Genomic DNA, 25,790 nt, shown 5'->3' with positions numbered 1-25,790 from the left:
CAATAAAAAATGGCCTCACAGGGAGGCCATTTTCATAGAGTGTCAGCGCTCAGGTACGCATCCCACGCCCGCTCACCAGCAACTTCGTGCAACCGATATACAACACCACCGTCGCCACCAGCATGAAGGTGATCGCCACGCTGATCTTGATATCCGACACCCCCAGGATGCCATAGCGGAAGGCATTGACCATGTGCAGCACCGGGTTGGCCAGCGACACGGTTTGCCAGAACGGTGGCAACAATGTGATGGAGTAGAACACCCCGCCCAGGTAAGTCAGCGGCGTCAGCACGAAGGTCGGGATGATCGAGATGTCGTCGAAGTTGCGCGCGAACACCGCATTGATAAAGCCCAGCAGCGAAAAGATCGTCGCCGTCAGTACCACCACCAGAATGGTGACCCCGAGGTGATGCACTTGCAGGTGGGTGAAGAACAGTGACAACAAGGTCACGATCACGCCGACCATCAGGCCACGCAGCACGCCACCCAGGGTATAGCCGATCAGGATGGTGTGCGGCGAAACCGGCGACACCATCAGTTCTTCGATGGAACGCTGGAACTTGCTGCCGAAGAAGCTTGAGACCACGTTGCCGTAGGAGTTGGTGATCACCGACATCATGATCAGGCCCGGCACGATGTACTCCATGTAGGTGAAACCACCCATGTCGCCGATCTGCCGACCGATCAGGTTACCGAAGATCACGAAGTACAAGACCATGGTGATCGCCGGCGGCAGCAGGGTCTGCGGCCAGATCCGGGTAAAGCGCTTCACTTCGCGATAGACAATGGTTTGCAGCGCGACGAGGTTGGGTTGCAGTTCGGAACTCATACCGCCACCTTCGCCAGATTTTTCTCCACCAGGGACACGAACAACTCCTCAAGGCGATTGGTTTTATTACGCAGGCTCAACACTTCGATGTTCTGGGCCGCCAACTGCGTGAACAGCGCGGTGATGCCCATGGCTTTGTCCACCTGCACTTCCAGGGTGTGGCTGTCGACCAGACGGCTCGGGTAGCCGAGCAATTGCGGTGGTACCGACAGGTTATTCTTCAGGTCGAGCAAGAAGGTCTCCACGTGTAACTGGCCCAGCAGGTTACGCATGCTGGTGTTCTCGACGATGGTGCCGTGGTCGATGATGCCGATGTTGCGGCACAGCTGCTCAGCCTCTTCAAGGTAGTGAGTGGTGAGGATGATGGTGATGCCCTTCTCGTTCAGCTCGGTGAGAAAGGTCCACATCGAGCGACGCAACTCGATATCCACGCCGGCGGTGGGCTCGTCCAGAATCAGCAGGCGCGGTTCGTGCACCAGCGCGCGGGCGATCATCAGGCGGCGCTTCATGCCGCCGGACAACGAACGCGAGGGCACATCACGCTTGTCCCACAGGCCCAGCTGGGTCAGGTATTGCTCGGCGCGTTCCTTGGCGACTTTCATCGGAATGCCGTAGTAGCCGGCCTGAGTCACGACGATATCGAAGGTCTTTTCAAACTGGTTGAAGTTGAATTCCTGGGGCACCACGCCGATGGAGCGCTTGAGCGCCGCCGGGGATTTGTCCAGGTCATGGCCGAAGATATTCACCATGCCGCTGGTCTTGTTGACCAGCGTCGAGAGGATGCCGATGGTGGTGGATTTGCCGGCGCCGTTGGGGCCGAGCAAGGCGAAGAAGTCACCTTCGGCAACGTCCAGATCGATACCACTCAGGGCCTGGAAACCGTTGCCGTAGGTTTTGGTTAGCTGCCGGATGGACAGAGCGGAACTCATATCGGATTACGCACCAAAGAAGGGAATAGAAAGAGTAGATGAGGGCGAACCGCAGGTAGTTCAACCTGCGGTGCATGGCGGGCATGGTGCTTGCCCGCGCGGCACAAGTACAGTCACCTGCATTAATAGTCAGTATCAGGTCAACGCGGTCATGACGGCTTTGCGGTAGGCCGCACGTTGTTGCAGGCGCTGGTACCAGGCCTCCAGATGGGGCATTGCAGGCCGTTCGATAGGCATTTCAAACCAGGCATAGATAAAACAGCCCAGCGGGATATCGCCCATGCCGAACGCTTGGCCGGACAGGTAAGGCTGCTCGGCGAGGGCCTGGTCGACGGTGGTGAGCGCATCGATACAGGCTTGGCGCCCGGCGTTGATGGTGTCCCAGTTCTGCTTGTCGGCCGGGGTACGCAGGATGCCCCAGAACACCGCCTTGAACGGATCGGCGAGCGTGGACGTGGTCCAGTCCATCCATTTTTCGGCGCTGGCCCGCGCTTGCAGGTCACTTGGGTAAAAATCCGACGCGTGCTTGGCACAGAGGTAGCGCACGATGGTGTTGGATTCCCACAACACAAAGTCACCGTCCTCGATCATCGGTACCCGCCCGTTAGGGTTCAGAGCCCGGTACTGCGGCGTGTCGACCACCCCAAACGCTCCACCCGCATCAATGGCCTCATAGTCCAGGCCGAGTTCCTCTGCGCACCACAGTGCCTTCCTGACGTTTGATGAATTTTTACGACCCCAGATCTTCAGCATGACCGCGCCTTTAGTATTGATGAACATAGCTGGATGAACGCAGCAGCATACGCCGGTTTACAGACGGCTTGAATCGATTCCCCACACCCCGTCAACCCTGACTGGCGGGTCACTTGAATACCTGCGGGTTCCATGGGGTTTCCCGGCGAACTCCACCACCGCAGGGTGGTCACTATCGATGAAGCGGCTGGGATGCAAGCACGTGTCCAAAGCCCACATCACCCCGATTCGGCCCAATCTCGGCGCCTATTGCCAGGTGCTTGCAGTACAACTTGTAACACCCTGATCACCCCGCTTGTTCGGATGCCGACTAAGCTCCCTGGTGGTTTCGCCCCTGGTTTCACGGAGGATTGAATATGCTGTTGTTGTGGATACTGGTTCTGGTGGTCGGCATCGCCTACCTCGCACACCGCCGCGTCGCGCCCCTGCCCGCCCTGGGCGTGGTCGCCGTCTACCTGCTGGCGATGGGCGCCTGGAGCCACGCACCGGGCTGGTTGCTGCTGGTTTTCTGGGTGCTGATCGCGGTGGTGGCTGCGCCGCTGCTGCTGCCTGACCTGCGCCGCCAATACTTCACCAAGCCGCTGTTCAGCTGGTTCCAGAAAGTCCTACCCCCGATGTCCGAGACCGAGCGCGATGCCATCGACGCCGGCACCGTATGGTGGGACGGCGAACTGTTCAGCGGTCGCCCCGACTGGGACAAACTGCTGGCCTACCCCAAGGTGCAGCTGACCGAAGAGGAACAGGCCTTCATCGACGGCCCTACCGAAGAACTCTGCGCCATGGTCAGCGACTGGGAGATCGGCCAGGCCATGGACCTGCCGCCCGCCGCCTGGGAGCACATCAAGACCCATGGCTTCTTTGCCCTGATCATTCCCAAGGAATATGGCGGCAAGGGTTTCTCCGCCTATGCCCACTCCCAGGTCGCGATGAAACTCGCCACCCGCAGCGGTGACCTGGCGTCCACTGTGATGGTGCCCAACTCACTGGGCCCGGCCGAACTGCTGCTGCACTACGGCACCGACGAACAACGCAACCACTACCTGCCGCGCCTGGCGCGCGGCGATGACATCCCGTGCTTCGCATTGACCGGCCCGCTGGCGGGTTCCGATGCGGGCGCGATGCCCGATACCGGCGTGATCTGCAAAGGCGAATGGGAAGGCAAGGAAACCCTGGGCCTGCGTTTAAACTGGGAAAAACGCTACATCACCCTCGGCCCTGTCGCGACGCTGCTGGGGCTGGCGTTCAAGGCCTACGACCCGGACCACCTGCTGGGTGAAGAGGAAGACCTGGGCATCAGCCTGGCATTGATCCCGACCGACACTCCAGGCGTGGAAATCGGCCGCCGTCATCTGCCCCTGGGCGCGGCATTCATGAACGGCCCCAATTCCGGCAAGGATGTGTTCATCCCGCTGGAATACCTGATCGGCGGCCAGGAGATGCTCGGCAAAGGCTGGATGATGCTGATGAACTGCCTTTCCGTCGGCCGTTCGATTTCCCTGCCCGCCGTGGGCACCGGCGCAGCCAAGTTCACCAGCCTGGTCACCGGCCAGTACGCCCAGGTGCGCGAACAGTTCAACGTGCCACTGTCCGCCTTTGAAGGTATCCAGGAGGCCCTGGCCCGCATCGGCGGCAACGCCTGGCTGATGGACAGCGCGCGCATGCTCACCGCCAATGCCGTGGACCTGGGGGAAAAGCCTTCAGTGCTGTCGGCGATCCTCAAGTACCACCTCACCGAGCGTGGCCGCGAGTGCATCAGCCATGCCATGGACGTGCACGGTGGCAAGGGCATCATCATGGGCCCCAACAACTACCTGGGTCGCAGCTGGCAAGGCGCGCCGATCTTCATCACGGTGGAAGGCGCGAACATCCTCTCGCGCAACCTGATGATCTTCGGCCAGGGCGCCATTCGTTGCCATCCTTTCGTGCTCAAGGAAATGGCCCTGGCCGGTCGCGAAGACCACGACCAGGCGCTGAAGGAGTTCGATGGCCTGTTGATGCAACATATCGGGTTTGCCGTGAGCAACGCCGCCAGCACACTGGTGCTGAACCTTGGCGTGGGTCGCTTCGAAAAAGCCCCGGGCAACCGCTTGAGCCAGGGATACTTCCGCGCGCTCAACCGCCAGGCTGCCGCCTTTGCGCTATTGGCCGACCTGAGCATGATGCTGCTGGGCGGCGAGCTGAAGCGCCGCGAACGCCTGTCGGCACGCCTGGGCGATGTGCTGAGCCACATGTACCTGGCGTCGGCCGCACTCAAGCGTTATCACGACCTCGATTCGCCGGATCACCTGGAGCCACTGTTCGCCTGGGCGATGGAAGAAAGCCTCGGTCAATCGGAACGTGCGCTGGATGAACTGCTGAGCAACTTCCCGAACAAAATCCTGGGCTGCCTGTTGCGGGTCATCGTGTTCCCGTTCGGCCGTCGCCACACCGGGCCGTCCGACGCACTGGATGCCGAAGTCGCCGCAGTGATCGGCCGCGCCAAAGGCGACCCGACCCTGGAAGAGTTGCTGGCCGGCTGCTACCGCCCACAATCGGCGCAAGATCCGGTTGGCGCCCTGCAACAGGCCTACGACCTGCTCGGCGCCAGCCATCCCCTGCAGAAAAAACTGCACGCCGCGCTCAAGAGCGGCCAGGTCAAACCGACTGCCGGGGAGCACGCCATCGATGCCGCGCTGCACGCCGGGGTACTGCAACCGGCCGAGGCGCAAACCCTGCGTGATGCCGAAGCCGCACGCCGCAAGGTCATTGATGTGGACGACTTCAGCAAGGAAGAGCTGACCCAGGCCGGGGGTAAAGTCCGCTGATCCCGGCGGTCATATAAAAACGGGCGCGAGAGCTATATACTCTCGCGCCCGTTTTTGCTTTAGAGGACTTATCTCGTGTCCAACGTCGTTGCCGATCATCTCGTCTTGCTCGACCACTTGCGCAGCATCCTGGTTGCCGTCGGCGAAGCCGAACAGGTACCCGAGGAAAGCCATCTGCTGTTTCTGGAACGTTTCGACGAATTGCGCGCCCTGCTGCCGATCGATCCGATCGAAAGCCAGTACCTGGGCCAGGACATGATGAGCCAGGTCATCCTGCGCTACCCGCAAATTGCCCATCTGGTGCCGCGCGACCTGCTGTGGTTCTTTGGCGGTGACTGCCTGCACTTCATGCCGGACGAAGAACTGGACCTGTACCAGGCCCTGGAAGAGCGTCGCTTCGAAGCCGAACAGAACGACGAACCGTTCGACTGGAACCAGGAAAAACAACTGCTGGCCATGCCGCAAGACCAGAGCAAGCACTGATACCCGTGGGAGCTGGCTCCCACACACCTACCGACGGCGCAGTGTCGGTTCAGTAGCCATGCACCCCACCAGATAATCAATAAACACCCGCAACTTCGGCGGCAAATAGCGCGTGGGCGAATGCAGCAACCACGCCTCGCCATGGTAGGACGCAATAAAGTCCCACTCGGGCAACACCTGCACCAACCGCCCCTCCTCCAGCGCATGACGCGCCGTGAAATACGGCAAGCTGGCAATTCCCACATGCTGCAACACCGCATCCAGTCGCACGCCGGTGTGGTTCGCCGCATACCGCCCGCGCACGGCCACTGTCACCGACTTGCCGGCCTGGCGAAATTTCCAGCGCGAGTCGCCGGGCGTTTCCCCCAAGTAGATGCAACTGTGCTCCAACAGATCATGGGGATGGCCCGGCGTACCGTGCTCGGCCAGATACTCCGGCGTCGCACACAGCAAGTGCTCGATGGGCAATAACTGGCGACCGACCAACCCTGGCGGCGGGCTGTCGGTGATACGGATACTCAGGTCGACATTGTCATCGATCAGGTCCACCTGCCGATCCTCAAGAATCAACTGCACATCCACCTTGGGATAGCGCCGCAGGAACTCCGGCATATGTGGATGCACCACAAACCGCCCCACCGCCTTGGGCACGCTGACCCGCACCAGCCCTTCGGCTTCATGGGCGAACTGGCCGCTGATCTCCATCACCGAGCGCGCCGCGTTGACCATTTCCCGGCAACGCATGAATACCTCTTCACCGCCTTCGCCCAAGCGCAACTTGCGCGTCGTGCGCTGCAGCAAACGCATCGCAAGGGCTTTTTCCAGGCGCGAGATGCTGCGGCTCACCGAAGAAGGCGAAGCGCCCATCTGCCGCGCAGCTTCGGAAAAACTGCCGGTTTCCACCACCTTGACGAAAATCGCCATTTCGCCCAGCAGTGGTAACGGTAGATTGATGCTCATGGTGCACAGGTCCATTGATAGATAGGCAGATTATCACTCATCCACGCACAACTTATACTGCCCGCAGAACCCTGATGCGGATGTACATAATGACCGAACGCCTGTTTTTCACCCACGACCACCTGACGGCCGAGCTTGAGGTGCTGAGTTGCACACCTCACGAGCAGCAGTTTGCGGTCATCCTGCAGTCGACGATTTTCCACCCGCAGGGCGGTGGGCAACCCTTCGACACCGGTTGGCTCGGTGCAAGCACCGTACTGCGCGTCGTCCAGGAAGCCGATCGGGTGGTGCACTACGTTGACCGGCCACTGGCGCCGGGCCCCGTCACCGCGCAGGTCGATGAACAGCGCCGCGCGTTGCACACCCGGCTGCATTCGGCCGGCCATTTGATCGGCAACGCCGGCGAGTGCCTGGGTTGGATGCCGATCAAGGCCCATCACTGGCCAGGCGAAGGCAAGATCACCTTTATCCGTGGCGAGGCGGCGCAAGCCATGGAGGCCGAGGCGCTCCAGCAACAGCTCGACCAATGGATCGCTGTGGACTATCCACGCCATATGAACCTGGAAGACGGCACCCGCGAAGTCGGCTTTGGCCCATTGCCCGTGTATGCCTGCGGCGGCACCCATGTGCAGAGATTGGGCGAGCTGGGCCAGGTGACCATCCTGGCGCTGTCGGAGAAAAAGGGCACGTTGTCGGTGCGCTACGAGATAGCCTGAGCAACACATTGCATGGAGGGCACTTGTGCGATCGAGCCCCACGCTAGAGCCTTGGAAATCGCTGAGGAATACCCCGGACACACCCTGGCCAGCATTGACCCAGGGCACCTGAGCAATGGTAGTGTGTGGAAATGTTTCTGACACATCGATCAGAAACCTCCCACTGACTTACCTGCAAAGGAATGCGACCCTCCATGCACTTTCCATTCAAACAACTGGCGGCTGCGACTCTGTTCACAGTGAGCCTTTCGGCCATCACCAGCCCCGCTTTCGCCAACATCACCCCGGACCAGAGCACGGCGATCCTCAAGCAATTCAACGAAACCTCCGTCGCCGATTTTCGCGGTTTTCTCGGCGCCTTGGCCAAGGGAGACTTGGGCAAGACCAGCGATGTCGGCCCGGCGATCAGTACCTTCCTCGCCGACAAAACCCTGAGTGCCGACCAGCAGAACGAGATCAATCGTCTACTGGGCATCTATACCCGAGTGAAGTACGGCAAGGCGGCCACCGACACCCTGCGCGAGCTGGTGGAAATCCCGACATTTAACGTCGACGGCGTGCCGCAGTACAAGAATCCAGAATTCATCAAGATCGCAGGCAAAATCCAGGACCTGGCAAAGGCCTTCAACCTGAATTTCCGCAACATTGATAACCGTGTGTACGAAATCACCCTGGAAGGCAGCGGCGACGAAGTGGTCGGTATCCACGCCCATGCTGACGTGGTACCGGTGACACCGGAGAACTGGGTGCTGAAAGATGGCACCAAGCTCGATCCGTTCAAGGTCACGCTGATCGGCGATCGCATGTATGGCCGTGGTACCGAAGATGACAAAAACGGCATCGTAGTGGCCATGTATGCCATGAAGGTGATCAAGGAAGAAAAGCTGCCGCTGGCGCGCAACTTCAAGCTGCTGGTGGACACCACCGAAGAAACCTCCGGCGACGCGATTCCCTATTACTTCGAAAAGAACCCCACGCCGCAGTACAACCTTGCGCTGGATGGCGGCTACCCGGTGGTGATTGCCGAAAAAGGCTACGGCACAGTGATGGCCACCTTCCCGCGGCGCCAGGGTGAAGGCAAAGGCGCCGAAATCATCTCGATGACGGGCGGCATGGCGACCAACCAGATTCCTTCGGCGTCGGTGGCTACGTTCGTGAGCGACCAGCCTGCGCAGTTGGCCGCCAGCCTGCAAAAAGCCGGTACCGAATACGCCAAACGCAACGGTGGCGATTTTCAAGTCGCGGCCAAAGTCGACGGCCAAGACGTCAAGCTGACGGTCACCGGCGTGTCCGCTCACTCGTCGGAACCCGAATCCGGGGTAAATCCGGTCGCGCGCATGCTGGAGCTGATCCACAGCGTCGACGGCAAGATCGCCCTCAAGCACAACCACATTACCGACGCCGCGCGTTATGCGTCGGACAATTGGGGCCTGGATTACCTGGGCGGTAAACTGGGCGTGGGCTTCTCCGATGCGTTCATGGGGCCACTGACCACCTCGTTGACCTTTGTCGGCCTGGATGACAAAGCCTTCAAGCTGGCAGTGAACCTGCGCGTGCCGAAGGGCAAGTCGCCGGAACAACTCAAGACCGAAATTGCCGACAAGCTGAGCGCCTGGGATCGGCAAGCCAAGGTCAACGTGGACTTCACCTACTCCGTGGCCGAGCCGATGTACCGCAACCCGGAAGGTGAATGGGTCAAGGCCCTGTTGGCGGTGGCCAGCGAAAACCTGGGCATGGAGCACACGTTCGGCACTTCGGCCGGCGCAACCTCGGTGCATGAACTGCCCAACGGCGTGCAATTCGGCCTTGCACGGCCGGAAGTGAAATACACCGGGCACACCGACAACGAGTTCAAGACCGTCGACCAATTCCTGCTGGACTTGCAGATCGTCACTGAAATGATGGGACGCATCGGGCAGCTGCCGAAGCTCTGATAGCCAAAGAGCCCGCCGTGATGGCGGGCTTTTTTCAGCTTGCATAAATCGCACGCAAACAAAAACGCCGATCATCTCTGATCGGCGTTTTTGTTGAATATGGAACGGGAAACGAGGCACGCATCAATTCCTATCGCCTGACTGAGGACTCTTCAATGCAGCCTACCCTGCGCAAACCCACGGTTTACTTGCCCAGAATGTTCTTCAACGCAGCGGTATGGCCGGCCGGGTCGTTAACACTGGACATCACTTCGATGACGGTGATCTTCTGATCGTTCATCGTCATCAGCGAGGCCACCAGTAGTTCCAGGCCGTTGAAATCGTCGGTACCGTCCAGGCGGTACATCTTCAAGCCGTTCACCTGAATGGTCTTCTCGCCAGTCATGCGAAAGTTGGGTGACGCAGCCTGCTGCTTTTCCTTCAAGGTATCTACGGCAAGGCGAAACGCAGCGTCCGGGGCGGTGCCCGCGGTCGGCACCGGGCCTTCGGTAACGATGATTCCCCGCTCGCTTTTCGGATCGAAGTACATCGTGCCGCCGTTCTCGCTGTTCAAGGTACGGGCCTCGACGCCTTTGAGCACGAACTTTAGCTTGCCGCCTGCCAGGGACACCGATTGCGTGTCCGATGCCGCCATAGCGGTTTGTTCAGGCGTGGCAGCAACTGCCATGGTGGCCGCGACGCTCAAGGCTACAAGCACGCACAAGGAACGGGTCCAGCCCAACAGCAAATGCTTCGACATTGATAGCGCCTTTGTTTTCAGGCCGTCGAATACCGACGGCCTGTCGTGCGAACAGCCTAGCTTACTTGCTTGCTCACTTGCGCAGGATGTTGTTCACAGCCGCAGCGTGTCGCTTATATTTGCGGTCAGCATGGGGATTGATTCCCTCCGCCAGGAGCGCCCGCGCTTCATCACGCAAGGTGCGTGCTTCACGCAGACCGATCTTTGAATAGGTGCCCAGGGAAATGCGCTTTTGCTTGCGGAGCCAGTAGTAGCGCAGATGCCACGATTACCGGCACCACCCGCATTCCTTGGCCTCGATTGGCCTCAAAAACGCTGGCTGTCGGTGGATGTCCGTGGCTTTGGCTGGAATGAAAAAAGGAGCCGAAGCTCCTTTTTTCAACGACCTACAGACGCCAGTGGAAGTCTGTAGATTAATATTTGGAGCGGGAAACGAGACTCGAACTCGCGACCCCGACCTTGGCAAGGTCGTGCTCTACCAACTGAGCTATTCCCGCAAATGGCGTCCCCTAGGGGACTCGAACCCCTGTTACCGCCGTGAAAGGGCGGTGTCCTAGGCCACTAGACGAAGGGGACACGCTACTGAAATACATGGTGTGTATTCCAGTGCCCAAGGATTGAATCCGAAGATTCTGCCCTGGTTTCACTCAGTGCCGCCCGAGAGCCACACTGCTTAAACTTGGAGCGGGAAACGAGACTCGAACTCGCGACCCCGACCTTGGCAAGGTCGTGCTCTACCAACTGAGCTATTCCCGCATATTGGCGTCCCCTAGGGGACTCGAACCCCTGTTACCGCCGTGAAAGGGCGGTGTCCTAGGCCACTAGACGAAGGGGACACACGTACAACATTCACTCCCTACCGCGTTTCGCTGTGTGCTTTACGCTGTAAGTGGCGCGCATTCTATGGATGGATTGAAAGGTCGTCAACCCCCAAGGATAAATTTATTTAAATCAATGACTTCGCCCCGCTTTGCGGGCTTGCGAGGCGATTGTGCCTGTCCGGGTCTTGACGCCTATATTCTGGCACCCGACAAGACGCTATAGTTCGCTGCGGCAAATGATGGCAATGTGCATCCATCCGAGAGATCCGACTATATAGAAGCAAACTACCTGGGCAACTGGTCGATCTGTTCTATCCGCCGGGTCGCCCAGTCACTACACTCCACACTGTAAACCCTATAAAGAGGTCGCACCGGTGACACCACTCATGATCACCCTGCTGGTAATAGCCGGGATCGCAATACTGATCGCCATTGGCTATATGAACCACGTGGTGGAAAACAACAAGCTGGAAAAGAAGCGCACCGAGATCGAGCTTAACGATCGCCTGCGCCGTTGCGGTGAAATCACCGAGACCTTCCCTGGCCAGTTGATGACCCCGGGGCTCAAACTGTTGCTGACCCGCCTTGAGCTCAACGTCAATCAGCGCCTGTTGAACCTCAACAAGAACAGTGCAACGATCAAGGCCCGCATCGCCGAGCTGAGTGCGCTGGTCGCCCAGGGCGAATCGATCCCGGTGAGTAACCCGCCCGCCCCGATCCAGACCGAAGCCAAGGCCAAGGACGTGCGCTTCCTGCTCGAAGCCCTGCATGGCCAGGTCACACGTGCCGCCCAGGACGGTTTCCTGCCTGCCAACGAGGCCAAGCACTGGATCAAGGAAATTCGCCATATCCTGGTGTTGCTGCATATCGAGTTTTTCAACAATCTCGGCCAGCACGCCCTGCAACAAGGTCAGCCAGGCCAGGCGCGCCTGGCCTTCGAACGCGGCGCGCAGTACCTGCGCAAACAACCGGAGCCCGTGCTCTACAGCGCACAGCTGCAGCAGCTGGAAGCCCAACTGGCCCGCGCCAACTCCACGGTGCTGGCCAACAGCAAGCAGACCGCCGAAGAGGTCAACGAACTGAACGAGGGCATGAAGGAAGTCAACGCAGACGCCGAATGGAAAAAGAAAGTCATCTACGACTGATGCAATGGGCGGGCGGTGTCGAAGACTCGACAAGCCCGCTCACTACAAGTGCCATCAATTTGGATCTATCCCTCTGCCGACGACTCGCGTAAAAAAGGTGCCCCTACTCCCACGAAGTCAGAGGCCCGCCATGCCTGTCGCCATCATTGCTGGACAACCGCTGCACTACCTCGACCAGGGTTCCGGCCCCGTCGTCCTGCTGGGCTCGAGCTACTTGTGGGACAGTGGCATGTGGGCGCCGCAGATCGAAGCCCTGTCGCAGCAGTACCGCGTGATCGTTCCCGAGCTGTGGGGCCACGGCGAATCAGGTCCGCTGCCCACGCAAACCCGCTCCCTCGATGACCTTGCGCGCCAGGCCCTGGTGCTGCTGGATCAGTTGGACATCGCGCAGGTCAACCTGGTTGGCTTGTCGGTCGGCGGCATGTGGGGCGCGCGGCTGGCATTGATGGCGCCCGAGCGGGTCAACAGCCTGGTGCTGATGGACACTTACCTCGGCGCCGAGCCCGAGGCCACGCGCCAGTACTATTTCTCGCTGTTCAAGATGATCGAGGATGCCGGCGCCATTCCCGAGCCGTTGCTGGATGTGGTCGCGCCGATCTTCTTCCGCCCGGATATCGACCGCGAGTCGGCGCTGTACCAGGATTTCCGTCAGGCGCTGCAGAACTTTTCCCGGGATCGCCTGGTACACAGCGTGGTGCCGTTGGGGCGGCTGATCTTTAGTCGAGAGGATGTGCTGGACCATCTGCCGCGCCTGGACGCCGACACCACGCTGGTGCTGTGCGGGGATCAGGACAAACCACGCCCGCCGGCCGAATCCCAGGAAATGGCCGACTTGATCGGGTGCAGCCTGATCCAGATCCCGCAAGCTGGCCATATCAGCGCACTGGAAAACCCCGACTTCGTCAATGAAGCGCTGCTGACCTTCCTCGCCAACCACGCCTGACCGCCCTGCCCTGTGATCGCTGCGTGCGCGCGGCGATCACAGCCGGAAGTGTCCCACCATGCCCTTGAGTTCCGCCCCCAACTGCGCCAGCTGAATACTCGACGCGGCGTTGCCTTGCATGCTCAGCGCCGACTGATCGGCACTGGCGCGGATACTGGTGACGCTGCGGTTGATCTCCTCGGCCACCGAGCTTTGCTCCTCGGCCGCCGCCGCAATCTGCTGGTTCATCTGCTGGATCAACGACACCGCCGCCGCGATGCTGCCCAGGGCACTTTCAGTTTCCAGTGCGTCACTCACCGCCAGTTTCACCAGCTCGCCGCTTTGCTGGATCTGCTGCACCGAGGACTGCGCCGCACTGCGCAGGGTAGCGACAAGGCGCTCGATTTCTTCGGTCGATTGCTGGGTGCGCTTGGCCAAGGCGCGCACCTCATCGGCCACCACCGCAAAGCCGCGGCCCTGTTCGCCGGCACGCGCGGCTTCGATGGCGGCATTGAGGGCCAGCAGGTTGGTCTGTTCGGCCACGCTTTTGATCACGCTCAATACGGTGCCGATATGCTGGATCTCCGCGCTCAGGCTCTCGATGCTGGCGCTGGCATGGGTGCTGGAGGTGGCCAGCAATTCGATGCGCTGCAAACTCTGGCGCACCACCTGCTGGCCGCTGTCGACTTTGTCGTCCGCCGTCTGCGCTGCTTGCGCGGCCTCTTCGGCGTTGCGCGCCACGTCGTGCACGGTGGCGGTCATCTGGTTCATCGCCGTGGCAACCTGTTCGGTTTCTTCTTTCTGGTTGCTGACTTCGGCATTGGTCTGCTCGGTGACGCTGGACAGTGACTGCGCCGAACTGGCCAATTGTTCGATGCCGGCCTGCAGGCCGCTGACCATCTGGCTCAAGCCATTGCCCATCTGCTGCATCGCCTGCATCAATTGGCCGATTTCATCGCGGCGGCTGACGTCCATGCGCCCGCTCAAGTCGCCGGCGGCGATCTGCCGGGCCACGGCAATCACACTGCGCAGCGGCGCGACAATCAATCGCGTAATCAACCATGCCGCGATCAACCCCACCAGCAGCGCCAGGGCCGAAGAACCGATGATCAGCATCGCGCTTTTCTTCAACTGTCCCTGCATCGACTGGTCTTCGGCGTCGTAAGCCAGGTTGACCCGGCTGACGACCTGGTCGGCACGCTCATGCAGCTGTTTGTAGACCACCTTCTCCTGCGCCAGCAGGTCGGTGTACTCGCCCAGCTTTTCGCTGAACGCGGCGATATGCCCGGAGACTTCGTTGAGCACGGTCTGATAGCCCGAGTCCTTGACCGTGGTTTTCAGTTGCTCGACCTGGGCCAGGGCTTGATCGGCCTGCTCGATCTTGCCCTGCGCCGCGTCTTCCTCGCTCACCTTGCGGCTCTGGTCCAAACGGACATGGGCCTCGTTCATGGCTTGCAACATCAAGCGTGATACCTGACTGATCTGCCCTGCCTGTTCGATGAATTCGGCACCCTCCTTGCCCTGGCTTTCCTTCAGGCCGTAGGCGCCGTCATCGGCCAGCCCGGCCTGCAAGACGTCGAGGTTGTTGGCGACGCTGGACACTGACCAACTGGCCATTTCCAGCGCCAGGTCCTTGGTCTGGGTCAGTTCGACGAACTCATCGAACGCTTTGCGGTAGGCGGCCAGGGCGAGTTCAACGTCGGTCATCACCGGCACGTTGGCCGCCGATTGGGCCTTGAGGCTGGCCGCGAGGGCGGCCAGGGCATCGACACTTTCATGCAGGGCATCGACGGCCTTGGGGTCGGCATGCAGCGCATAGTCCTGTTCGATCAGGCGCACCTTGAGCAAGCCACTGTTGAGCGATGACATGGCCTTGAGGCCCTCAAACCGTTGCCCGACGGTTTGCAGGGACCACACGCCGATGGCCGCGACCAGGGCCGTCAACAGCAATACCAGGGTAAAACCCAAGCCCAGCTTTTTTGCCATACCGAGGTTGGCGAATTGTCGTTGCACGCCTGAAATCATTGCCTTGTATCCTCTCGCAATGGCAGAAGCCACCAAGCCCGGTTTACATAGGCCAGATTCGCAACCACAGGGCATCGAACACAAGTCGCCGGCACCACAATAATGGCAAAAAGCTACACACTCGTCGTTTTCAGGATGGTCGAGGTCGATCTGGCGGGCCCCATTGCGCGGAACAACGCCAAGGCCCGTTGATCGCCGGCGTACGCCACATTGATGCGCAGCCACTCACTGGGTTCGCCCGTCGGATTGAACAGCGCGCCCGGCGACAACAAAACCCCGAGCCGCCGCGCGCACGCTTGTAGCCGCGAACGATCCCCCAGCCCTGGTCGGGCCCACAGGAACATGCCGCCGGAGGGGGCGACGAACACGTCCCACTCTTCATCTTCCAGCACCTGCAACGTCGCAGCCATTTGCGTATTCAGCCGCTTGCGCAGGCGCTGCACCCACTTGCGATAGGTGCCGTTGGCCAGCAGCGTCGCCACCACCGCCTCGGCAAACCGCGAGGTGCCGAACCCGGTCAAGGTCTTGAGGCTGGCCAATTGCGCAATGATCGCCGTGCTCGCACTCAGGTAGCCCACGCGCAGGGCAGAGCTCAGGGTCTTGGAAAAGCTCGCGACGTAGATCACCCGATCATCGTGGGATAATGCCGAAAGCCGCGTGCAACTGGTGTGTTGCAAGTCGCCGAACACATCCTCTTCAATGATCAGGAAGTTTTCGCGCCGCGCCAGCGCCAGCAAATGCTCGGCCACGGTACGGCACAGGCTCGAGCCCGTGGGGTTGTGATACAGGCTGTTGATGAACAGACACTTGGGGCGATGGCGCTGCAACAGGGCTTCGAGCGCCGCAATGTCCGGGCCGCCGCGGGTGCGCGGCACTTGCAACAGGTGTACGCCATGGAAGGCCAATTGCTGGTAGAGGTTGCCGTACCCCGGCGTTTCCACCACCACGCAGTCGCCGGGCTTGAGTAATGTGCGTATCAGCAAGTCCTGGGCGTGGCTGGCGCCTGCGGTCGTGAGGATACGATCAAGGTCGGTGGCGATATGGGCCTGGGTCAGGCGCTTGAGCAGTTGCTCGCGCAGCGTCGGCAGACCCAAGGGTGTGCTGTAGTTGAACAGGCCGGCGGTGTCGGTACGGCTGACTTCGCGAATCGCGTAGCTGATGTCATCGCTTTCTCGCCAGGCATCCGGCAACCAACCGCAGCCCAGTTTCAGCTCACCCAACGGATTGTCGACGAACGCTCCCCAATCCCGCTCCGCGCCTTCGTACCACTGGCCCTCCTGCGACGGCGGCGACTCGGCCACCCAGAAACCCGTGCCCTGCTTCGACACCAGCAAACCCTGGGCGACCATCCGCTCGAACGCCTCGATCACGCTGGACTGGCTCAGCAAATTATCGAGGGCCACCTGCCGGATGGACGGCAAGCGGGTGCCGGGGCTCGCTCCACTGTTGCGAATCCATTGCGCCACCGCGCTGATGATTTGCTGCACCACCGGTACAAGGGCTTGTCGATCGATCCCTAAATCCATGCGCTACTCACTTCAACTGTTTGTTATTCAACCCTGAACAGTTAAGCACAGAAGCCCTCGGCAACCGGTTGCCAAGTTTTACTAAAGTATTGATTTTATTGAGTTATTTACTTGATGATACACATTCTGACAAAGCGCACCGCCAGTCATGGAAACGCCCCACAACCCCGCCAAACCTTTTCGAAGGGAGGGCGACGCGAGGTCCTAGATCGCCGTTGCACCACCGTCCACCGCCAAGGCCTGGCCTGTGGTAAATGCCGCGCCGTCGCTGCACAGATACAGCACCGCGCTGGCAATTTCCTCGACCTTGCCGATGCGCCCGACCGGGTGCATGGCGGCGGCAAAATCGGCTTTGCGCGGATCGGCTTCATAGGCGCGCCGGAACATATCGGTATCGATCACGGCCGGGCACACCGCATTGACGCGGATTTTCTTCTTCGCATATTCAATGGCTGCCGATTTGGTCAGGCCGATCACCGCATGTTTTGACGCTGCATAAATGCTCATCTTCGGCGCCGCGCCCAAACCCGCGACCGACGCGGTGTTGACAATGGCCCCGCCGCCCTGGGCCAGCAGCAGCGGCAACTGGTACTTCATGCACAACCACACGCCCTTGACGTTGACGCCCATGATCGCGTCGAACTCATCCAGGCTGCCGTCGGCCAGCTTGCCTTTCTCGATCTCGATCCCGGCATTATTAAAGGCGTAGTCCAGGCGGCCATAGGCGGCGACAGTCTGAGCCATCAACTGCTGCACATCGGCCTCAAGCGTGACGTCGCAGCGTACAAACAGGGCTTCGCCGCCGGTCTGCCGGATCAGGGCGACGGTGCCCTCGCCGCCCGCCGCATCCAGATCCGCGACCACCACTTTCAGGCCTTCAGCGGCAAACGCCAGCGCGGTCGCGCGGCCAATACCGGCGGCGGCGCCGGTCACCAGGGCAACCTGGCCGGAAAACGTCATGCTCATAGGAGGAGGTCCTGTAGGAAATGTAACCGGGGGCCGAGTCTAGCCAACGCCGCGCCGGACGCGTCAGCACTATCAGAAGGCCGGTTAAGGCTGCATGGATCACAGTGATAAAGCACACGGGCGGACTATCAGCAACGCCTATCGACCAGCATTCGCAGCGTCGGTGAACCTTGCCCCTGAAGCGTTCAGGGTCTATCACTTCAGGTTCATTTCCAGAAGAGTCCCTGCCATGACCGCCCAGACCAACCGCCAATTCCTCCTCGCCAAGCGCCCGGTCGGCGCGGCCACCCGGGAAACCTTCACTTACCAGGAAGTCCCGGTGGGCACGCCTCAGGACGGCCAGGTGCTGGTGCGCAATGAATACCTGTCCCTCGATCCGGCCATGCGCGGCTGGATGAATGAAGGCAAGTCGTACATTCCGCCGGTCGGCATTGGTGAAGTGATGCGTGCGCTGGGCGTGGGAAAAGTGATCGCGTCGAACAACCCGAAATTCGCCGTCGGTGACTACGTCAATGGCGCCTTGGGCGTTCAGGACTACTTCCTGGGCGAGCCGCGTGGTTTCTACAAGGTCGACCCTGCATTGGCGCCTTTACCGCGCTACTTGTCTGCCCTGGGCATGACCGGCATGACCGCCTATTTCGCACTGCTTGAGACCGGCGCGCCCAAGGCCGGTGAAACCGTGGTGATCTCCGGCGCGGCCGGCGCCGTGGGCAGCATTGCCGGGCAGATCGCCAAGATCAAAGACTGCCGCGTGGTAGGTATTGCCGGCGGTGCCGACAAGTGCAAGTTCCTGGTCGACGATCTGGGCTTTGATGCCGCCATCGACTACAAAAGCGAAGACGTGCCCGCCGCTCTCAAGCGCGAGTGCCCCAAGGGCGTGGATGTGTATTTCGACAACGTCGGCGGCGACATTCTGGACGCGGTGCTCAGCCGCTTGGCGCTGAAGGCCCGCGTGGTGATTTGCGGCGCCATCAGCCAGTACAACAACAAGGAGGCGGTGAAGGGGCCGGCCAACTATCTGTCACTGCTGGTCAACCGCGCGCGCATGGAGGGGTTTGTGGTGATGGATCACGCCGCTCACTTCGCCGCCGCCGGCCAGGAAATGGCCGGCTGGATGGCGCAGGGCAAGCTCAAGAGCAAGGAAGATATCGTGGAGGGGCTGGAGACGTTCCCGGAAACGCTGATGAAGCTGTTCAATGGGGAAAACTTTGGGAAGTTGGTGCTGAAGGTCAGCTGACACGGCACCGCCGCTCCCACATTTTTACAGTGTACACCTCAGATTTCAGGCGATCTCGGCGACCACTGCCGCCAACGCCGCTGCCGGATCCGCCGCCTGGCTGATCGGGCGACCGATCACCAGGTAATCCGAGCCCGCGTCCAGTGCCTGGCGTGGGGTCAGGATGCGGCGTTGGTCATCCAGCGCGCTACCCGCCGGGCGAATCCCTGGGGTCACCAGTTGCAGCGACGGGTGCGCAGTTTTCAGCGCCTGGGCTTCCAGCGCCGAGCACACCAGGCCATCGAGGCCGGCTTTCTGCGCCAGGGCGGCGAGGCGCAATACTTGCTCCTGGGGCTCGATGTCCAGGCCGATACCGGCCAAGTCTTCACGCTCCATGCTGGTCAGCACGGTCACGCCGATCAGCAACGGCTTGGGACCGCTGCGCTGTTCCAGCACTTCACGGCACGCGGTCATCATGCGCAGGCCGCCGGAGCAGTGCACGTTGACCATCCACACGCCCATTTCGGCGGCGGCCTTGACCGCCATGGCGGTGGTGTTGGGGATATCGTGGAATTTCAGGTCGAGGAACACCTCGAAGCCTTTGTCACGCAGGGTGCCGACGATTTCCGCGGCGCAGCTGGTGAACAGTTCCTTGCCGACCTTGACCCGGCAAAGCGTGGGGTCCAACTGGTCAGCCAGCTTCAGTGCGGCGTCACGGGTGGGGTAATCCAGGGCGACGATGATAGGCGTCTGGCAGACGGACATTGGCGTGGGCTCTCAGGCAAGTCGAAATCGGCGCGGATTGTAGCGCAAGCAGCGCCGTTGCGGGATCCGATGATCGGTAAATACTGACCAAGCGCCGTCCGGCGGTCTGCTCAAGTAATTGTTTCAGAGCTGATACATTCACGACATGCCCACAACACGCGCCACACCTAGGCTCCGCGCACGACCCACCCGCCAGCACTTCCAGCCATGGGGCTGGGCGCCTATGCTGACCGCAACCCCACGGCAGACGATCGCATCATGCAGACCCCTTCCCCTTCTTTGAACGACGCGCAAAAAGGCGCCGTGATCGCCGATGACAAGCGCTGGAACACCCGTGCGCTGATCGTCGACGACGATGTGCCGATCCGCGAGTTGCTGATCGATTACCTGGCCCGCTTCGGCATCCTGGCCACCGGCGTTACCGACGGCACCACGATGCGCAAGGCCATGCAAGCCGAAACCTTCGACGTTGTCGTGCTTGACTTGATGCTGCCGGGCGAAGACGGCCTGTCGCTGTGCCGCTGGCTGCGCGCGGAGTCGGACATCCCGATCCTGATGCTCACCGCCCGCTGCGAACCCACCGACCGCATCATCGGCCTGGAGCTGGGTGCCGACGACTACATGTCCAAGCCATTCGAGCCCCGCGAGCTGGTCGCGCGGATCCAGACGATCCTGCGCCGCGTGCGCGATGACCGCAGTGAACAGCGTGCCAATATCCGCTTCGACAACTGGCGGCTCAACAGCGTGCTGCGCCAGCTGGTGGCCGACAGTGGCCTGGTGGTGCCGTTGTCCAACGCCGAGTTCCGGCTGCTGTGGGTGTTTATCGAACGCCCGCGCCGGGTGCTGAGCCGCGAGCAATTGCTGGATGCCGCCCGTGGCCGCTCCATCGAAGCCTTTGATCGCAGCATCGACCTGCTGGTGTCGCGCCTGCGGCAAAAACTCGGTGACGACCCCAAGGCACCGCAGTTGATCAAGACCGTGCGTGGCGAAGGCTACCTGTTCGACGCCAGGGATATTGGCTGATGCGCAACACGTTCAACACGCTGTTCGGGCGGCTGTTCGGTGTGTTGCTGGTGGCGATTGTGCTGGCCCATGTGTTGGCATTCATCTGGTTTCACCATTACGGCCCACCGCCGCCACCGCCCCAGGAAGCCTATGTGGAGCAACCGGACGGGTCCATGGCGGCCCTGCCCAAGGCACATCGCCGCCCCTGGTTCGGTGGCCCGCTGGTGCCGCTGACGTTTCAGTTCGTCTCGCTGATCATCGCTGCCTGGTACGGCGCCAAGCTGCTGAGCCGGCCGATCCAGCGCCTCAGTGAAGCCGCCGAGCGCTTGAGCCTGGACCTGGACAGCCCGCCCCTCGACGAGTCGGGGCCGCGCGAGGCCCAGCGGGCGGCGTCGACCTTCAACCTGATGCAACGGCGCATTCGCGAGCAAGTCAGCCAACGCGCGCGCATGCTCGGCGCAGTGTCCCATGACCTGCGCACCCCGCTGTCACGCCTCAAGCTGCGCCTGGAACAGATCGAAGACACCCGGCTGCAAGGCCAGATGCGCCAGGACCTGGACGACATGATCGGCATGCTCGATGCCACCCTGAGCTATCTGCACGAACAACGCACCAGCGAAACCCGGCATTGGCTGGATGTGCAGGCGCTGGTGGAGTCGATGAGCGAAAACGCCCAGGACCAGGGCTGCGATGTGCAATTTTCCGGCAGCTGCGCGCCGCTGCAAGTGCAACCGATGGCGTTGCGTTCATGCCTCAATAACCTGATCGACAACGCCTTGCGGTATGCCGGCACGGCGCGCATCGAACTGGTGGACAGCCGCGATGCGCTGATCATCCGCGTGATCGACCATGGCCCCGGCATCGCCGCCGACAAGCGTGAAGCGGTGTTCGAGCCGTTCTACCGGCTGGAAGGGTCACGCAACCGCAACTCCGGTGGAGTGGGCCTGGGCATGACGATTTCCAAGGAAGCGGCCGAACGCCTCGGCGGTCGGTTGGACCTTGAGGAAACGCCAGGGGGTGGCTTGACGGCGGTCATGTGGCTGCCGCGTAGCTTGTAGTGAGCGGGCTTGCCCCGCGCTGGGTGGCGAAGCCGCCCTAATACAGTCACCACCGGTTTACAGAAAAACCGAGTCGCCTGGTTTGGGGCGGCTTCGCCACCCAGCGCGGGGCAAGCCCGCTCACTACAGTTATATGTAGATACTTACCGCCAGTGATCAGTTACAACGGTTTATCCTCCCGGCGCCCCTGAGCCTGGGTGGCGCTCCAATCCGTCAACAGGCTATAGGCCACCGCCAACAAGGTCGGGCCGATGAACAGGCCGATGAAGCCAAAGGCGATCAAACCGCCGAACACGCCGAGCAGCACAATCACCAACGGCAGGTTGCCGCCGCGGCTGATCAGGTAGGGCTTGAGCACGTTGTCCACGCCACTGATGATGAAGGTGCCCCATACGCCGAGGAACACCGCATAGGTGTAATCACCTTTCCAGGCCAGCCATGCCGTGGCGGGGATCCACACCAGCGGCGGGCCCATGGGGATCAGGCTGAGCAGGAAAGTGACGATGCCCAGCACCAGCGCGCCCGGTACGCCGGCAATCAGGAAGCCGATCAGCGCCAGCACGGCCTGGGCGGCGGCGGTGCCGATCACGCCGTTGACGACGCGCTGTACCGTGCCGGCCACCAGTTCGATGTAGTAACCGGCACGATCGCCGATCAGGCGCTCCAACAAACGGTGCACGAACATCGCCAGGCGCGGCCCGTCGCGATAGAAAAAGAACACGAACACCAGGCTCAGGGTCAGCTCAAGGATGCCGCCACCGATCTGCGCACTGCGCGCCAGCAACCAGTTGCCGACCTGCCCCAGGTATGGCTTGAGGCTGACCATGAGGGCCGCGCCCTGTTGGTCGACGCTGTCCCACATCGCCACCAGGCGCTCGCCGACCAAGGGGATAGAACCGAGCCAGGTCGGTGCCGCCGGCAAGCCATCGACCTGGATATCCTTGATCAACGCCACGGCATCGCGCACATGGTCCGCAAGGTTGAAGCCCAGCCACACCAGCGGCGCCGCCACCAGCAGCATCCAACCCAAGGTCAGGATGCCGGCTGCCAGGGACTCGCGTCCGCCCAGCCCACGGGTGAGCAGGACCATCAATGGCCAACTGGCAAACGCCAGCACTGCGCCCCAGAACAGCGCCGACCAGAACGGCGCCATGACCCAGAAGCTGGCGCCAAACAGCACCAGCAGCAGGATTTGCACCAGCAGGCGATCATTATTGAGCATGGGGTATCTCTAGAAGAAGACGGTAGGAACACAGCTTAGGCGAACGGCACGGGGCCGTTCGCCTTGGCCCGCCTAGCGTATCAGATGCAGATGCAGGCCTTTGGCGTCAACCTCGTTGCCGGTTTCCAGGCGAGCAGCGCGCACGCCTTTGTCGATCAGGGCCAGGCGCCAGGTCTCGGCATTCGGGCCGGTCAAACTCACGCGCAAGGTGGTATCGAGGTTCAGCCCACGGGAAATCAGGGTCAGCCAGGTGTCATCCGGTTCGGCTCCCAATGCGGGGAAGTCCAGCTCGCCGGTGCTTTTCAGCTCGCGCAACAGGGTGGCCGAGGTGGGCAATAGCTCGCCCAGCGGCGCGCTGGCGTCCAGTTGTTCCACATGCAGATAGGCGCGGCGATTACCGCGGGTGATGCTGTAGAGGGCGACCAGGGAATCGGTCTCGGCCAGGCGCAGCAACAGGTATTCCTGCTGGCTGTCGGCACCGACCAGCTTGGCGTTGCCGAAGATCTCATTGGCCCACAGGCTGCTTTCGCCGCAATCGCGGGCCTTGCACCAGAACAACAACTGCGCGCCCTTTTCCTGCAACGCTTCGCGCGTGGCGGTAAACGCGGCGCTGGCGCTGTGTTCGGCGGGCAACTCATAGGTGATGGCGGTGGCTTGGCCGCGCGCGGTGGCCTGGCCTTCATAGCGCAACTGGCCGCTGATCTTGCGGATCGCGCCCATGGGGTAGATGCGTTCTTTGTCTTCGGCGGGGCGGTAATCAACGATCTGCGAATCGACCTGACGGGCCACGGCGGGCAAGTCCTGGCTACCCGGTATGTCGGCGGCGAATACCAAAGGGCTCAGAAGGCTCAAGCCCAGGATACGGAAACATCCGTTACGCACGCTCATAAGATCAACGAGCCCTGGCCAACGTTGGTCATAGCGATGTTGAAGTTGTTCATGGTTGACTCCCTTTCGATCCGCCCAGCCTCGGCAGTTGACCGCCCCAAGTCAAGGCGCACGGAAGAACCGATTGAAACAGTCTGCAACAAGGACCGCGCCAGATTCATCATTCACGTGCAAATGATGGCCGCCTGGCAGCGTGGTGACGGTAAAGGGCAGCCTTGAAAGCAATTCGGGATGTTTCGCCAGCATGCCGTCGGCAGCGACCACCAACTGTGTAGGGCAGCCCACCCTTTGCACGAAGGCCATGGCCTGTTCATCGGTAAGACGCATCGGCGAAGCCAAGGTCAGGCGGCTGTCGGTGCGCCAGGTGTAACCGCCCGGCACCGGCATCAAGCCGCGCCGGGCCAGCAGTTCGGCGGCTTCACGGCTGACCGCCACCAGGCCTTTCATGCGCGCTTCGACGGCTCGATCCAGGGTGTCATAGACCGGCTTGCGCTTGTCCTGCAGGTTCAATTGCGCCTGCAAGGCCATGCCCAGGCGCTCGGCGGCGTTCTCACCGCTGGCGGTCGGCGGGATCACACCGTCGATCAGTCCCAGGTGCGTCACACGTTCCGGCAACGCGCCAGCCAGCACCAGGGAGACGATGGCGCCAAGGGAGTGGCCAAGCAATGCAAAACGTTTCCAGCCCAGTTGTTCGGCGACTTGCAGCACGTCGTAGACGTAATCCCACAAAGCGTAGCCGGCTCCCGCGGGACGGTGCGCCGAATGCCCATGCCCCGCCATGTCGAGTGCAACGATGCGCAAGCCCCGCAGTTTCGGCGCCAGTCGCGCAAAGCTGTTGGCGTTGTCCAGCCAGCCATGCAGGGCGATCACCGGCACACCGTCTTCGGGCCCGAACAGATGCGCCGCCAATTCGATATGCGGCAGGCTCAGGCGCACTTCTTCGACCGCCGTGCTCATGCGCAACTGCGCTCGCGGGCTTGCCAGCGGGAGAGCAGCTGCTTGATCAAGGTCGCGGTGTCCTGGGGGCGCTCAAGCGGGAACATGTGGCCGCCGGGCATGGTGAGCATTTCGCCCAGGGGCAGGCGCCCCACGCCACTGGCGTGGTGACGCATCACCACGCGGCTCTGGCGACCGCGCACCACCGCCAACGGGATGTTCAACAGGCGCACCTGGCCGGGACTGGTGTGAGGCACGCCACGGTAGATGCTGATCTCGGTGGCCGGGTCGAAGCGCAGGCGCAGGCGGTCGCCCACTGGGTGCAGGCCGTGCTGCAGGTAGGCGTCGAAGCAGTCCGGGTCAAAGCCTCGGAACAGGGTCTTGCCGGCGAAATAGCTGCGCGCGGCGTCCAGGTCGCTGAATTCTTCACGCCGGCCGAGTGTGCGCCCGGCCGGGGTCAGTCGATCGATAAAGCCCAAGCGCTTGGCCGCGCGGATTACCCAGCGGTCGGCGCGGGTCAGCACCGGAGAATCCAGCATGACCACACCCCGATACAACTGCGGGCACCGCATGGCCGCGTGCAGATGCAACACGCCACCCAGGGAATGGCCCACGCCCCACACCGGTTGCGGTTGCTGCTTCAGATGATGGATCAGTTCGTCCACCAGGTTCTGCCAGTTATCGTCCACCGGAAACCTGGGGTCGTGGCCGTGCTGCGGCAGGTGCGCCACCGCGTATTCCGGGGCCAGCGCAGCAAACAATTTGCCGTAGGTGGCCGAAGGGAAGCCATTGGCGTGGGCGAAAAACACAGGCTGCGACATACCGGATCCATCGACGAAAACAGAGGTTGATTGTCACCATGCGCGGCGGGTACGGCAATGACTGTAACTGCCAGGAAGGGTGACACTCACGCCATGTCTATCGCGGCATGGTCTCGATACGACTTTCTGTGGTGAGTGGCGAGGGAGCTTGCGTGGCGGCCTTCGGGCCGACCAGGCTTTTGGGGTTGAGCGGGTACATATCCGTTATATGGGTAACGGCGGCTATTGGTTCCGCCCTTACGGCGGCTCACTTTTGAAGAGCGCAAAAGTAAGCAAAACGCTCTTGCCCCACCACTCGGCACCTCGCTTAGGCTCGGTGTGCCCGAA

The 25,790-nt window shown here is 61.4% G+C and carries 22 protein-coding genes, 4 tRNA genes and 3 pseudogenes; 9 read left to right on the top strand and 20 right to left on the bottom strand.

All coding sequences use genetic code 11. The features are described 5' to 3' along the window. Window positions 1-49 precede the first annotated feature (49 nt). From ACLH0H_RS21750 to ACLH0H_RS21735, 4 genes and pseudogenes are all read right to left on the bottom strand, one after another. A complete protein-coding gene (locus ACLH0H_RS21750; RefSeq protein WP_076954801.1) occupies window positions 50-829 on the bottom strand; it encodes an ABC transporter permease in 780 nt (259 codons plus the stop codon). Further along, window positions 826-1,758, bottom strand: a complete 933-nt coding sequence (locus ACLH0H_RS21745; RefSeq protein ID WP_411379568.1) for an ABC transporter ATP-binding protein — start codon at window positions 1,756-1,758, stop codon at window positions 826-828. The genes ACLH0H_RS21750 and ACLH0H_RS21745 overlap by 4 nt, the downstream gene beginning before the upstream one ends. A 135-nt stretch (window positions 1,759-1,893) precedes the next feature. Next, entirely contained in the window at window positions 1,894-2,511 is a 618-nt protein-coding gene (locus tag ACLH0H_RS21740) for a glutathione S-transferase family protein (protein WP_411379567.1), read from the bottom strand. A gap of 99 nt (window positions 2,512-2,610) precedes the next feature. Beyond that, a pseudogene (locus tag ACLH0H_RS21735) lies at window positions 2,611-2,721 on the bottom strand (cysteine protease); the annotation flags it as partial. 146 nt (window positions 2,722-2,867) lie between these two features. Between ACLH0H_RS21735 and ACLH0H_RS21730 the strand changes: the two are divergent. Together ACLH0H_RS21730 and ACLH0H_RS21725 are read left to right on the top strand one after the other, a co-directional pair. Next, a complete protein-coding gene (locus ACLH0H_RS21730) occupies window positions 2,868-5,315 on the top strand; it encodes an acyl-CoA dehydrogenase (RefSeq protein WP_411379566.1) in 2,448 nt (815 codons plus the stop codon). A gap of 75 nt (window positions 5,316-5,390) precedes the next feature. Next, complete coding sequence (locus ACLH0H_RS21725) at window positions 5,391-5,798, top strand: PA2817 family protein (RefSeq protein WP_017846829.1); 408 nt, start codon at window positions 5,391-5,393, stop codon at window positions 5,796-5,798. A gap of 27 nt (window positions 5,799-5,825) precedes the next feature. Here the strand turns inward: ACLH0H_RS21725 and ACLH0H_RS21720 are convergent, their stop codons facing one another. Continuing rightward, on the bottom strand, window positions 5,826-6,758 hold the full coding sequence (locus ACLH0H_RS21720; protein WP_411379565.1) for a LysR family transcriptional regulator: 933 nt from the start codon (window positions 6,756-6,758) through the stop codon (window positions 5,826-5,828). Between the two features lie 89 nt (window positions 6,759-6,847). Between ACLH0H_RS21720 and ACLH0H_RS21715 the strand changes: the two genes are divergently transcribed. Both ACLH0H_RS21715 and ACLH0H_RS21710 read left to right on the top strand, forming a co-directional pair. Further along, window positions 6,848-7,474, top strand: coding sequence for an alanyl-tRNA editing protein (locus ACLH0H_RS21715; protein WP_411379564.1), 627 nt, complete (start codon window positions 6,848-6,850; stop codon window positions 7,472-7,474). 194 nt (window positions 7,475-7,668) lie between these two features. Beyond that, window positions 7,669-9,408, top strand: coding sequence for a dipeptidase (locus tag ACLH0H_RS21710; protein WP_411379563.1), 1,740 nt, complete (start codon window positions 7,669-7,671; stop codon window positions 9,406-9,408). A 184-nt stretch (window positions 9,409-9,592) separates the two neighbouring features. Here ACLH0H_RS21710 and ACLH0H_RS21705 read toward each other — a convergent pair whose 3' ends face one another. The 6 genes and pseudogenes from ACLH0H_RS21705 to ACLH0H_RS21680 form a co-directional block, all read right to left on the bottom strand. Further along, the gene (locus ACLH0H_RS21705; RefSeq protein ID WP_411379562.1) at window positions 9,593-10,147 is read right to left on the bottom strand and encodes a hypothetical protein; all 555 of its coding nucleotides are present in this window, start codon (window positions 10,145-10,147) and stop codon (window positions 9,593-9,595) included. Between the two features lie 103 nt (window positions 10,148-10,250). Continuing rightward, window positions 10,251-10,415, bottom strand: a pseudogene (locus tag ACLH0H_RS21700) (Arm DNA-binding domain-containing protein); the annotation flags it as partial. A gap of 153 nt (window positions 10,416-10,568) precedes the next feature. Further along, window positions 10,569-10,644: transfer RNA gene (locus ACLH0H_RS21695), tRNA-Gly, on the bottom strand. Between the two features lie 3 nt (window positions 10,645-10,647). Then, window positions 10,648-10,723, bottom strand: a tRNA-Glu gene (locus ACLH0H_RS21690). Window positions 10,724-10,827: 104 nt separating this feature from the next. Then, window positions 10,828-10,903, bottom strand: a tRNA-Gly gene (locus tag ACLH0H_RS21685). A 4-nt stretch (window positions 10,904-10,907) separates the two neighbouring features. Further along, window positions 10,908-10,983, bottom strand: a tRNA-Glu gene (locus tag ACLH0H_RS21680). Between the two features lie 359 nt (window positions 10,984-11,342). Here ACLH0H_RS21680 and ACLH0H_RS21675 point away from each other — a divergent pair. Together ACLH0H_RS21675 and ACLH0H_RS21670 are read left to right on the top strand one after the other, a co-directional pair. After that, window positions 11,343-12,113, top strand: coding sequence for a hypothetical protein (locus ACLH0H_RS21675; RefSeq protein WP_411379561.1), 771 nt, complete (start codon window positions 11,343-11,345; stop codon window positions 12,111-12,113). Window positions 12,114-12,243: 130 nt separating this feature from the next. Next, window positions 12,244-13,056 carry an alpha/beta fold hydrolase gene (locus ACLH0H_RS21670; protein WP_411379560.1) on the top strand — a complete coding sequence of 271 codons (813 nt, stop codon included), beginning with the start codon at window positions 12,244-12,246 and terminating at the stop codon, window positions 13,054-13,056. Between the two features lie 36 nt (window positions 13,057-13,092). On the opposite strand, the gene ACLH0H_RS21665 is transcribed toward ACLH0H_RS21670, so the two are convergent. The 4 genes and pseudogenes from ACLH0H_RS21665 to ACLH0H_RS21650 form a co-directional block, all read right to left on the bottom strand. Beyond that, window positions 13,093-13,797, bottom strand: coding sequence for a methyl-accepting chemotaxis protein (locus ACLH0H_RS21665; protein ID WP_411382444.1), 705 nt, complete (start codon window positions 13,795-13,797; stop codon window positions 13,093-13,095). Window positions 13,798-13,998: 201 nt separating this feature from the next. Next, window positions 13,999-14,151, bottom strand: a pseudogene (locus ACLH0H_RS21660) (HAMP domain-containing protein); the annotation flags it as partial. A gap of 1,022 nt (window positions 14,152-15,173) precedes the next feature. Continuing rightward, on the bottom strand, window positions 15,174-16,586 hold the full coding sequence (locus ACLH0H_RS21655) for a PLP-dependent aminotransferase family protein (protein ID WP_411379559.1): 1,413 nt from the start codon (window positions 16,584-16,586) through the stop codon (window positions 15,174-15,176). 204 nt (window positions 16,587-16,790) lie between these two features. Then, entirely contained in the window at window positions 16,791-17,552 is a 762-nt protein-coding gene (locus ACLH0H_RS21650) for an SDR family oxidoreductase (RefSeq protein ID WP_411379558.1), read from the bottom strand. Window positions 17,553-17,781: 229 nt separating this feature from the next. On the opposite strand from ACLH0H_RS21650, the gene ACLH0H_RS21645 reads away from it, so the two are divergent. Next, window positions 17,782-18,789, top strand: coding sequence for an NADP-dependent oxidoreductase (locus ACLH0H_RS21645; RefSeq protein ID WP_411379557.1), 1,008 nt, complete (start codon window positions 17,782-17,784; stop codon window positions 18,787-18,789). A gap of 45 nt (window positions 18,790-18,834) precedes the next feature. On the opposite strand, the gene pyrF is transcribed toward ACLH0H_RS21645, so the two are convergent. Next, complete coding sequence (gene pyrF / locus ACLH0H_RS21640; RefSeq protein WP_307385913.1) at window positions 18,835-19,533, bottom strand: orotidine-5'-phosphate decarboxylase; 699 nt, start codon at window positions 19,531-19,533, stop codon at window positions 18,835-18,837. A 258-nt stretch (window positions 19,534-19,791) separates the two neighbouring features. Here pyrF and ACLH0H_RS21635 point away from each other — a divergent pair, with 258 nt between their 5' ends. Continuing rightward, complete coding sequence (locus ACLH0H_RS21635) at window positions 19,792-20,556, top strand: response regulator (RefSeq protein WP_411379556.1); 765 nt, start codon at window positions 19,792-19,794, stop codon at window positions 20,554-20,556. Then, complete coding sequence (locus ACLH0H_RS21630) at window positions 20,556-21,596, top strand: sensor histidine kinase (RefSeq protein ID WP_411379555.1); 1,041 nt, start codon at window positions 20,556-20,558, stop codon at window positions 21,594-21,596. Before ACLH0H_RS21635 ends, ACLH0H_RS21630 begins: the two co-directional genes overlap by 1 nt. Before the next feature lie 160 nt (window positions 21,597-21,756). Here the strand turns inward: ACLH0H_RS21630 and ACLH0H_RS21625 are convergent, their stop codons facing one another. From ACLH0H_RS21625 to ACLH0H_RS21610, 4 genes are all read right to left on the bottom strand, one after another. Further along, the gene (locus ACLH0H_RS21625) at window positions 21,757-22,818 is read right to left on the bottom strand and encodes an AI-2E family transporter (RefSeq protein ID WP_076954817.1); all 1,062 of its coding nucleotides are present in this window, start codon (window positions 22,816-22,818) and stop codon (window positions 21,757-21,759) included. A gap of 72 nt (window positions 22,819-22,890) precedes the next feature. Next, window positions 22,891-23,706, bottom strand: a complete 816-nt coding sequence (locus ACLH0H_RS21620) for a DUF4892 domain-containing protein (protein WP_411379554.1) — start codon at window positions 23,704-23,706, stop codon at window positions 22,891-22,893. Window positions 23,707-23,808: 102 nt separating this feature from the next. Further along, window positions 23,809-24,663 (bottom strand): alpha/beta hydrolase, encoded by an 855-nt coding sequence (locus ACLH0H_RS21615; RefSeq protein WP_411379553.1) that lies wholly within the window; start codon window positions 24,661-24,663, stop codon window positions 23,809-23,811. After that, complete coding sequence (locus tag ACLH0H_RS21610; RefSeq protein ID WP_411379552.1) at window positions 24,660-25,463, bottom strand: alpha/beta fold hydrolase; 804 nt, start codon at window positions 25,461-25,463, stop codon at window positions 24,660-24,662. The genes ACLH0H_RS21615 and ACLH0H_RS21610 overlap by 4 nt, the downstream gene beginning before the upstream one ends. Window positions 25,464-25,790: the final 327 nt, after the last annotated feature.

Origin of the sequence: Pseudomonas sp. MPB26, from assembly GCF_046605355.1 — a bacterium.
GTDB classification, from domain to species: domain Bacteria; phylum Pseudomonadota; class Gammaproteobacteria; order Pseudomonadales; family Pseudomonadaceae; genus Aquipseudomonas; species Aquipseudomonas cedrina.
This window is presented reverse-complemented; position numbering and strand designations above follow the sequence as displayed.

Bases quoted from the DNA above. Each gene is read 5' to 3' on its own strand.
- ACLH0H_RS21740 (WP_411379567.1), bottom strand. From the start codon at position 2,511: ATGCTGAAGATCTGGGGTCGTAAAAATTCATCAAACGTCAGGAAGGCA.
- ACLH0H_RS21670 (WP_411379560.1), top strand. From the start codon at position 12,244: ATGCCTGTCGCCATCATTGCTGGACAACCGCTGCACTACCTCGACCAG.
- ACLH0H_RS21655 (WP_411379559.1), bottom strand. From the start codon at position 16,586: ATGGATTTAGGGATCGATCGACAAGCCCTTGTACCGGTGGTGCAGCAA.
- ACLH0H_RS21705 (WP_411379562.1), bottom strand. From the start codon at position 10,147: ATGTCGAAGCATTTGCTGTTGGGCTGGACCCGTTCCTTGTGCGTGCTT.
- pyrF (WP_307385913.1), bottom strand. From the start codon at position 19,533: ATGTCCGTCTGCCAGACGCCTATCATCGTCGCCCTGGATTACCCCACC.
- ACLH0H_RS21730 (WP_411379566.1), top strand. From the start codon at position 2,868: ATGCTGTTGTTGTGGATACTGGTTCTGGTGGTCGGCATCGCCTACCTC.
- ACLH0H_RS21625 (WP_076954817.1), bottom strand. From the start codon at position 22,818: ATGCTCAATAATGATCGCCTGCTGGTGCAAATCCTGCTGCTGGTGCTG.
- ACLH0H_RS21645 (WP_411379557.1), top strand. From the start codon at position 17,782: ATGACCGCCCAGACCAACCGCCAATTCCTCCTCGCCAAGCGCCCGGTC.
- ACLH0H_RS21715 (WP_411379564.1), top strand. From the start codon at position 6,848: ATGACCGAACGCCTGTTTTTCACCCACGACCACCTGACGGCCGAGCTT.
- ACLH0H_RS21665 (WP_411382444.1), bottom strand. From the start codon at position 13,797: ATGACCGCCACCGTGCACGACGTGGCGCGCAACGCCGAAGAGGCCGCG.
- ACLH0H_RS21650 (WP_411379558.1), bottom strand. From the start codon at position 17,552: ATGAGCATGACGTTTTCCGGCCAGGTTGCCCTGGTGACCGGCGCCGCC.
- ACLH0H_RS21615 (WP_411379553.1), bottom strand. From the start codon at position 24,663: ATGAGCACGGCGGTCGAAGAAGTGCGCCTGAGCCTGCCGCATATCGAA.
- ACLH0H_RS21610 (WP_411379552.1), bottom strand. From the start codon at position 25,463: ATGTCGCAGCCTGTGTTTTTCGCCCACGCCAATGGCTTCCCTTCGGCC.
- ACLH0H_RS21750 (WP_076954801.1), bottom strand. From the start codon at position 829: ATGAGTTCCGAACTGCAACCCAACCTCGTCGCGCTGCAAACCATTGTC.
- ACLH0H_RS21635 (WP_411379556.1), top strand. From the start codon at position 19,792: ATGCAGACCCCTTCCCCTTCTTTGAACGACGCGCAAAAAGGCGCCGTG.
- ACLH0H_RS21630 (WP_411379555.1), top strand. From the start codon at position 20,556: ATGCGCAACACGTTCAACACGCTGTTCGGGCGGCTGTTCGGTGTGTTG.
- ACLH0H_RS21620 (WP_411379554.1), bottom strand. From the start codon at position 23,706: ATGAGCGTGCGTAACGGATGTTTCCGTATCCTGGGCTTGAGCCTTCTG.
- ACLH0H_RS21745 (WP_411379568.1), bottom strand. From the start codon at position 1,758: ATGAGTTCCGCTCTGTCCATCCGGCAGCTAACCAAAACCTACGGCAAC.
- ACLH0H_RS21720 (WP_411379565.1), bottom strand. From the start codon at position 6,758: ATGAGCATCAATCTACCGTTACCACTGCTGGGCGAAATGGCGATTTTC.
- ACLH0H_RS21710 (WP_411379563.1), top strand. From the start codon at position 7,669: ATGCACTTTCCATTCAAACAACTGGCGGCTGCGACTCTGTTCACAGTG.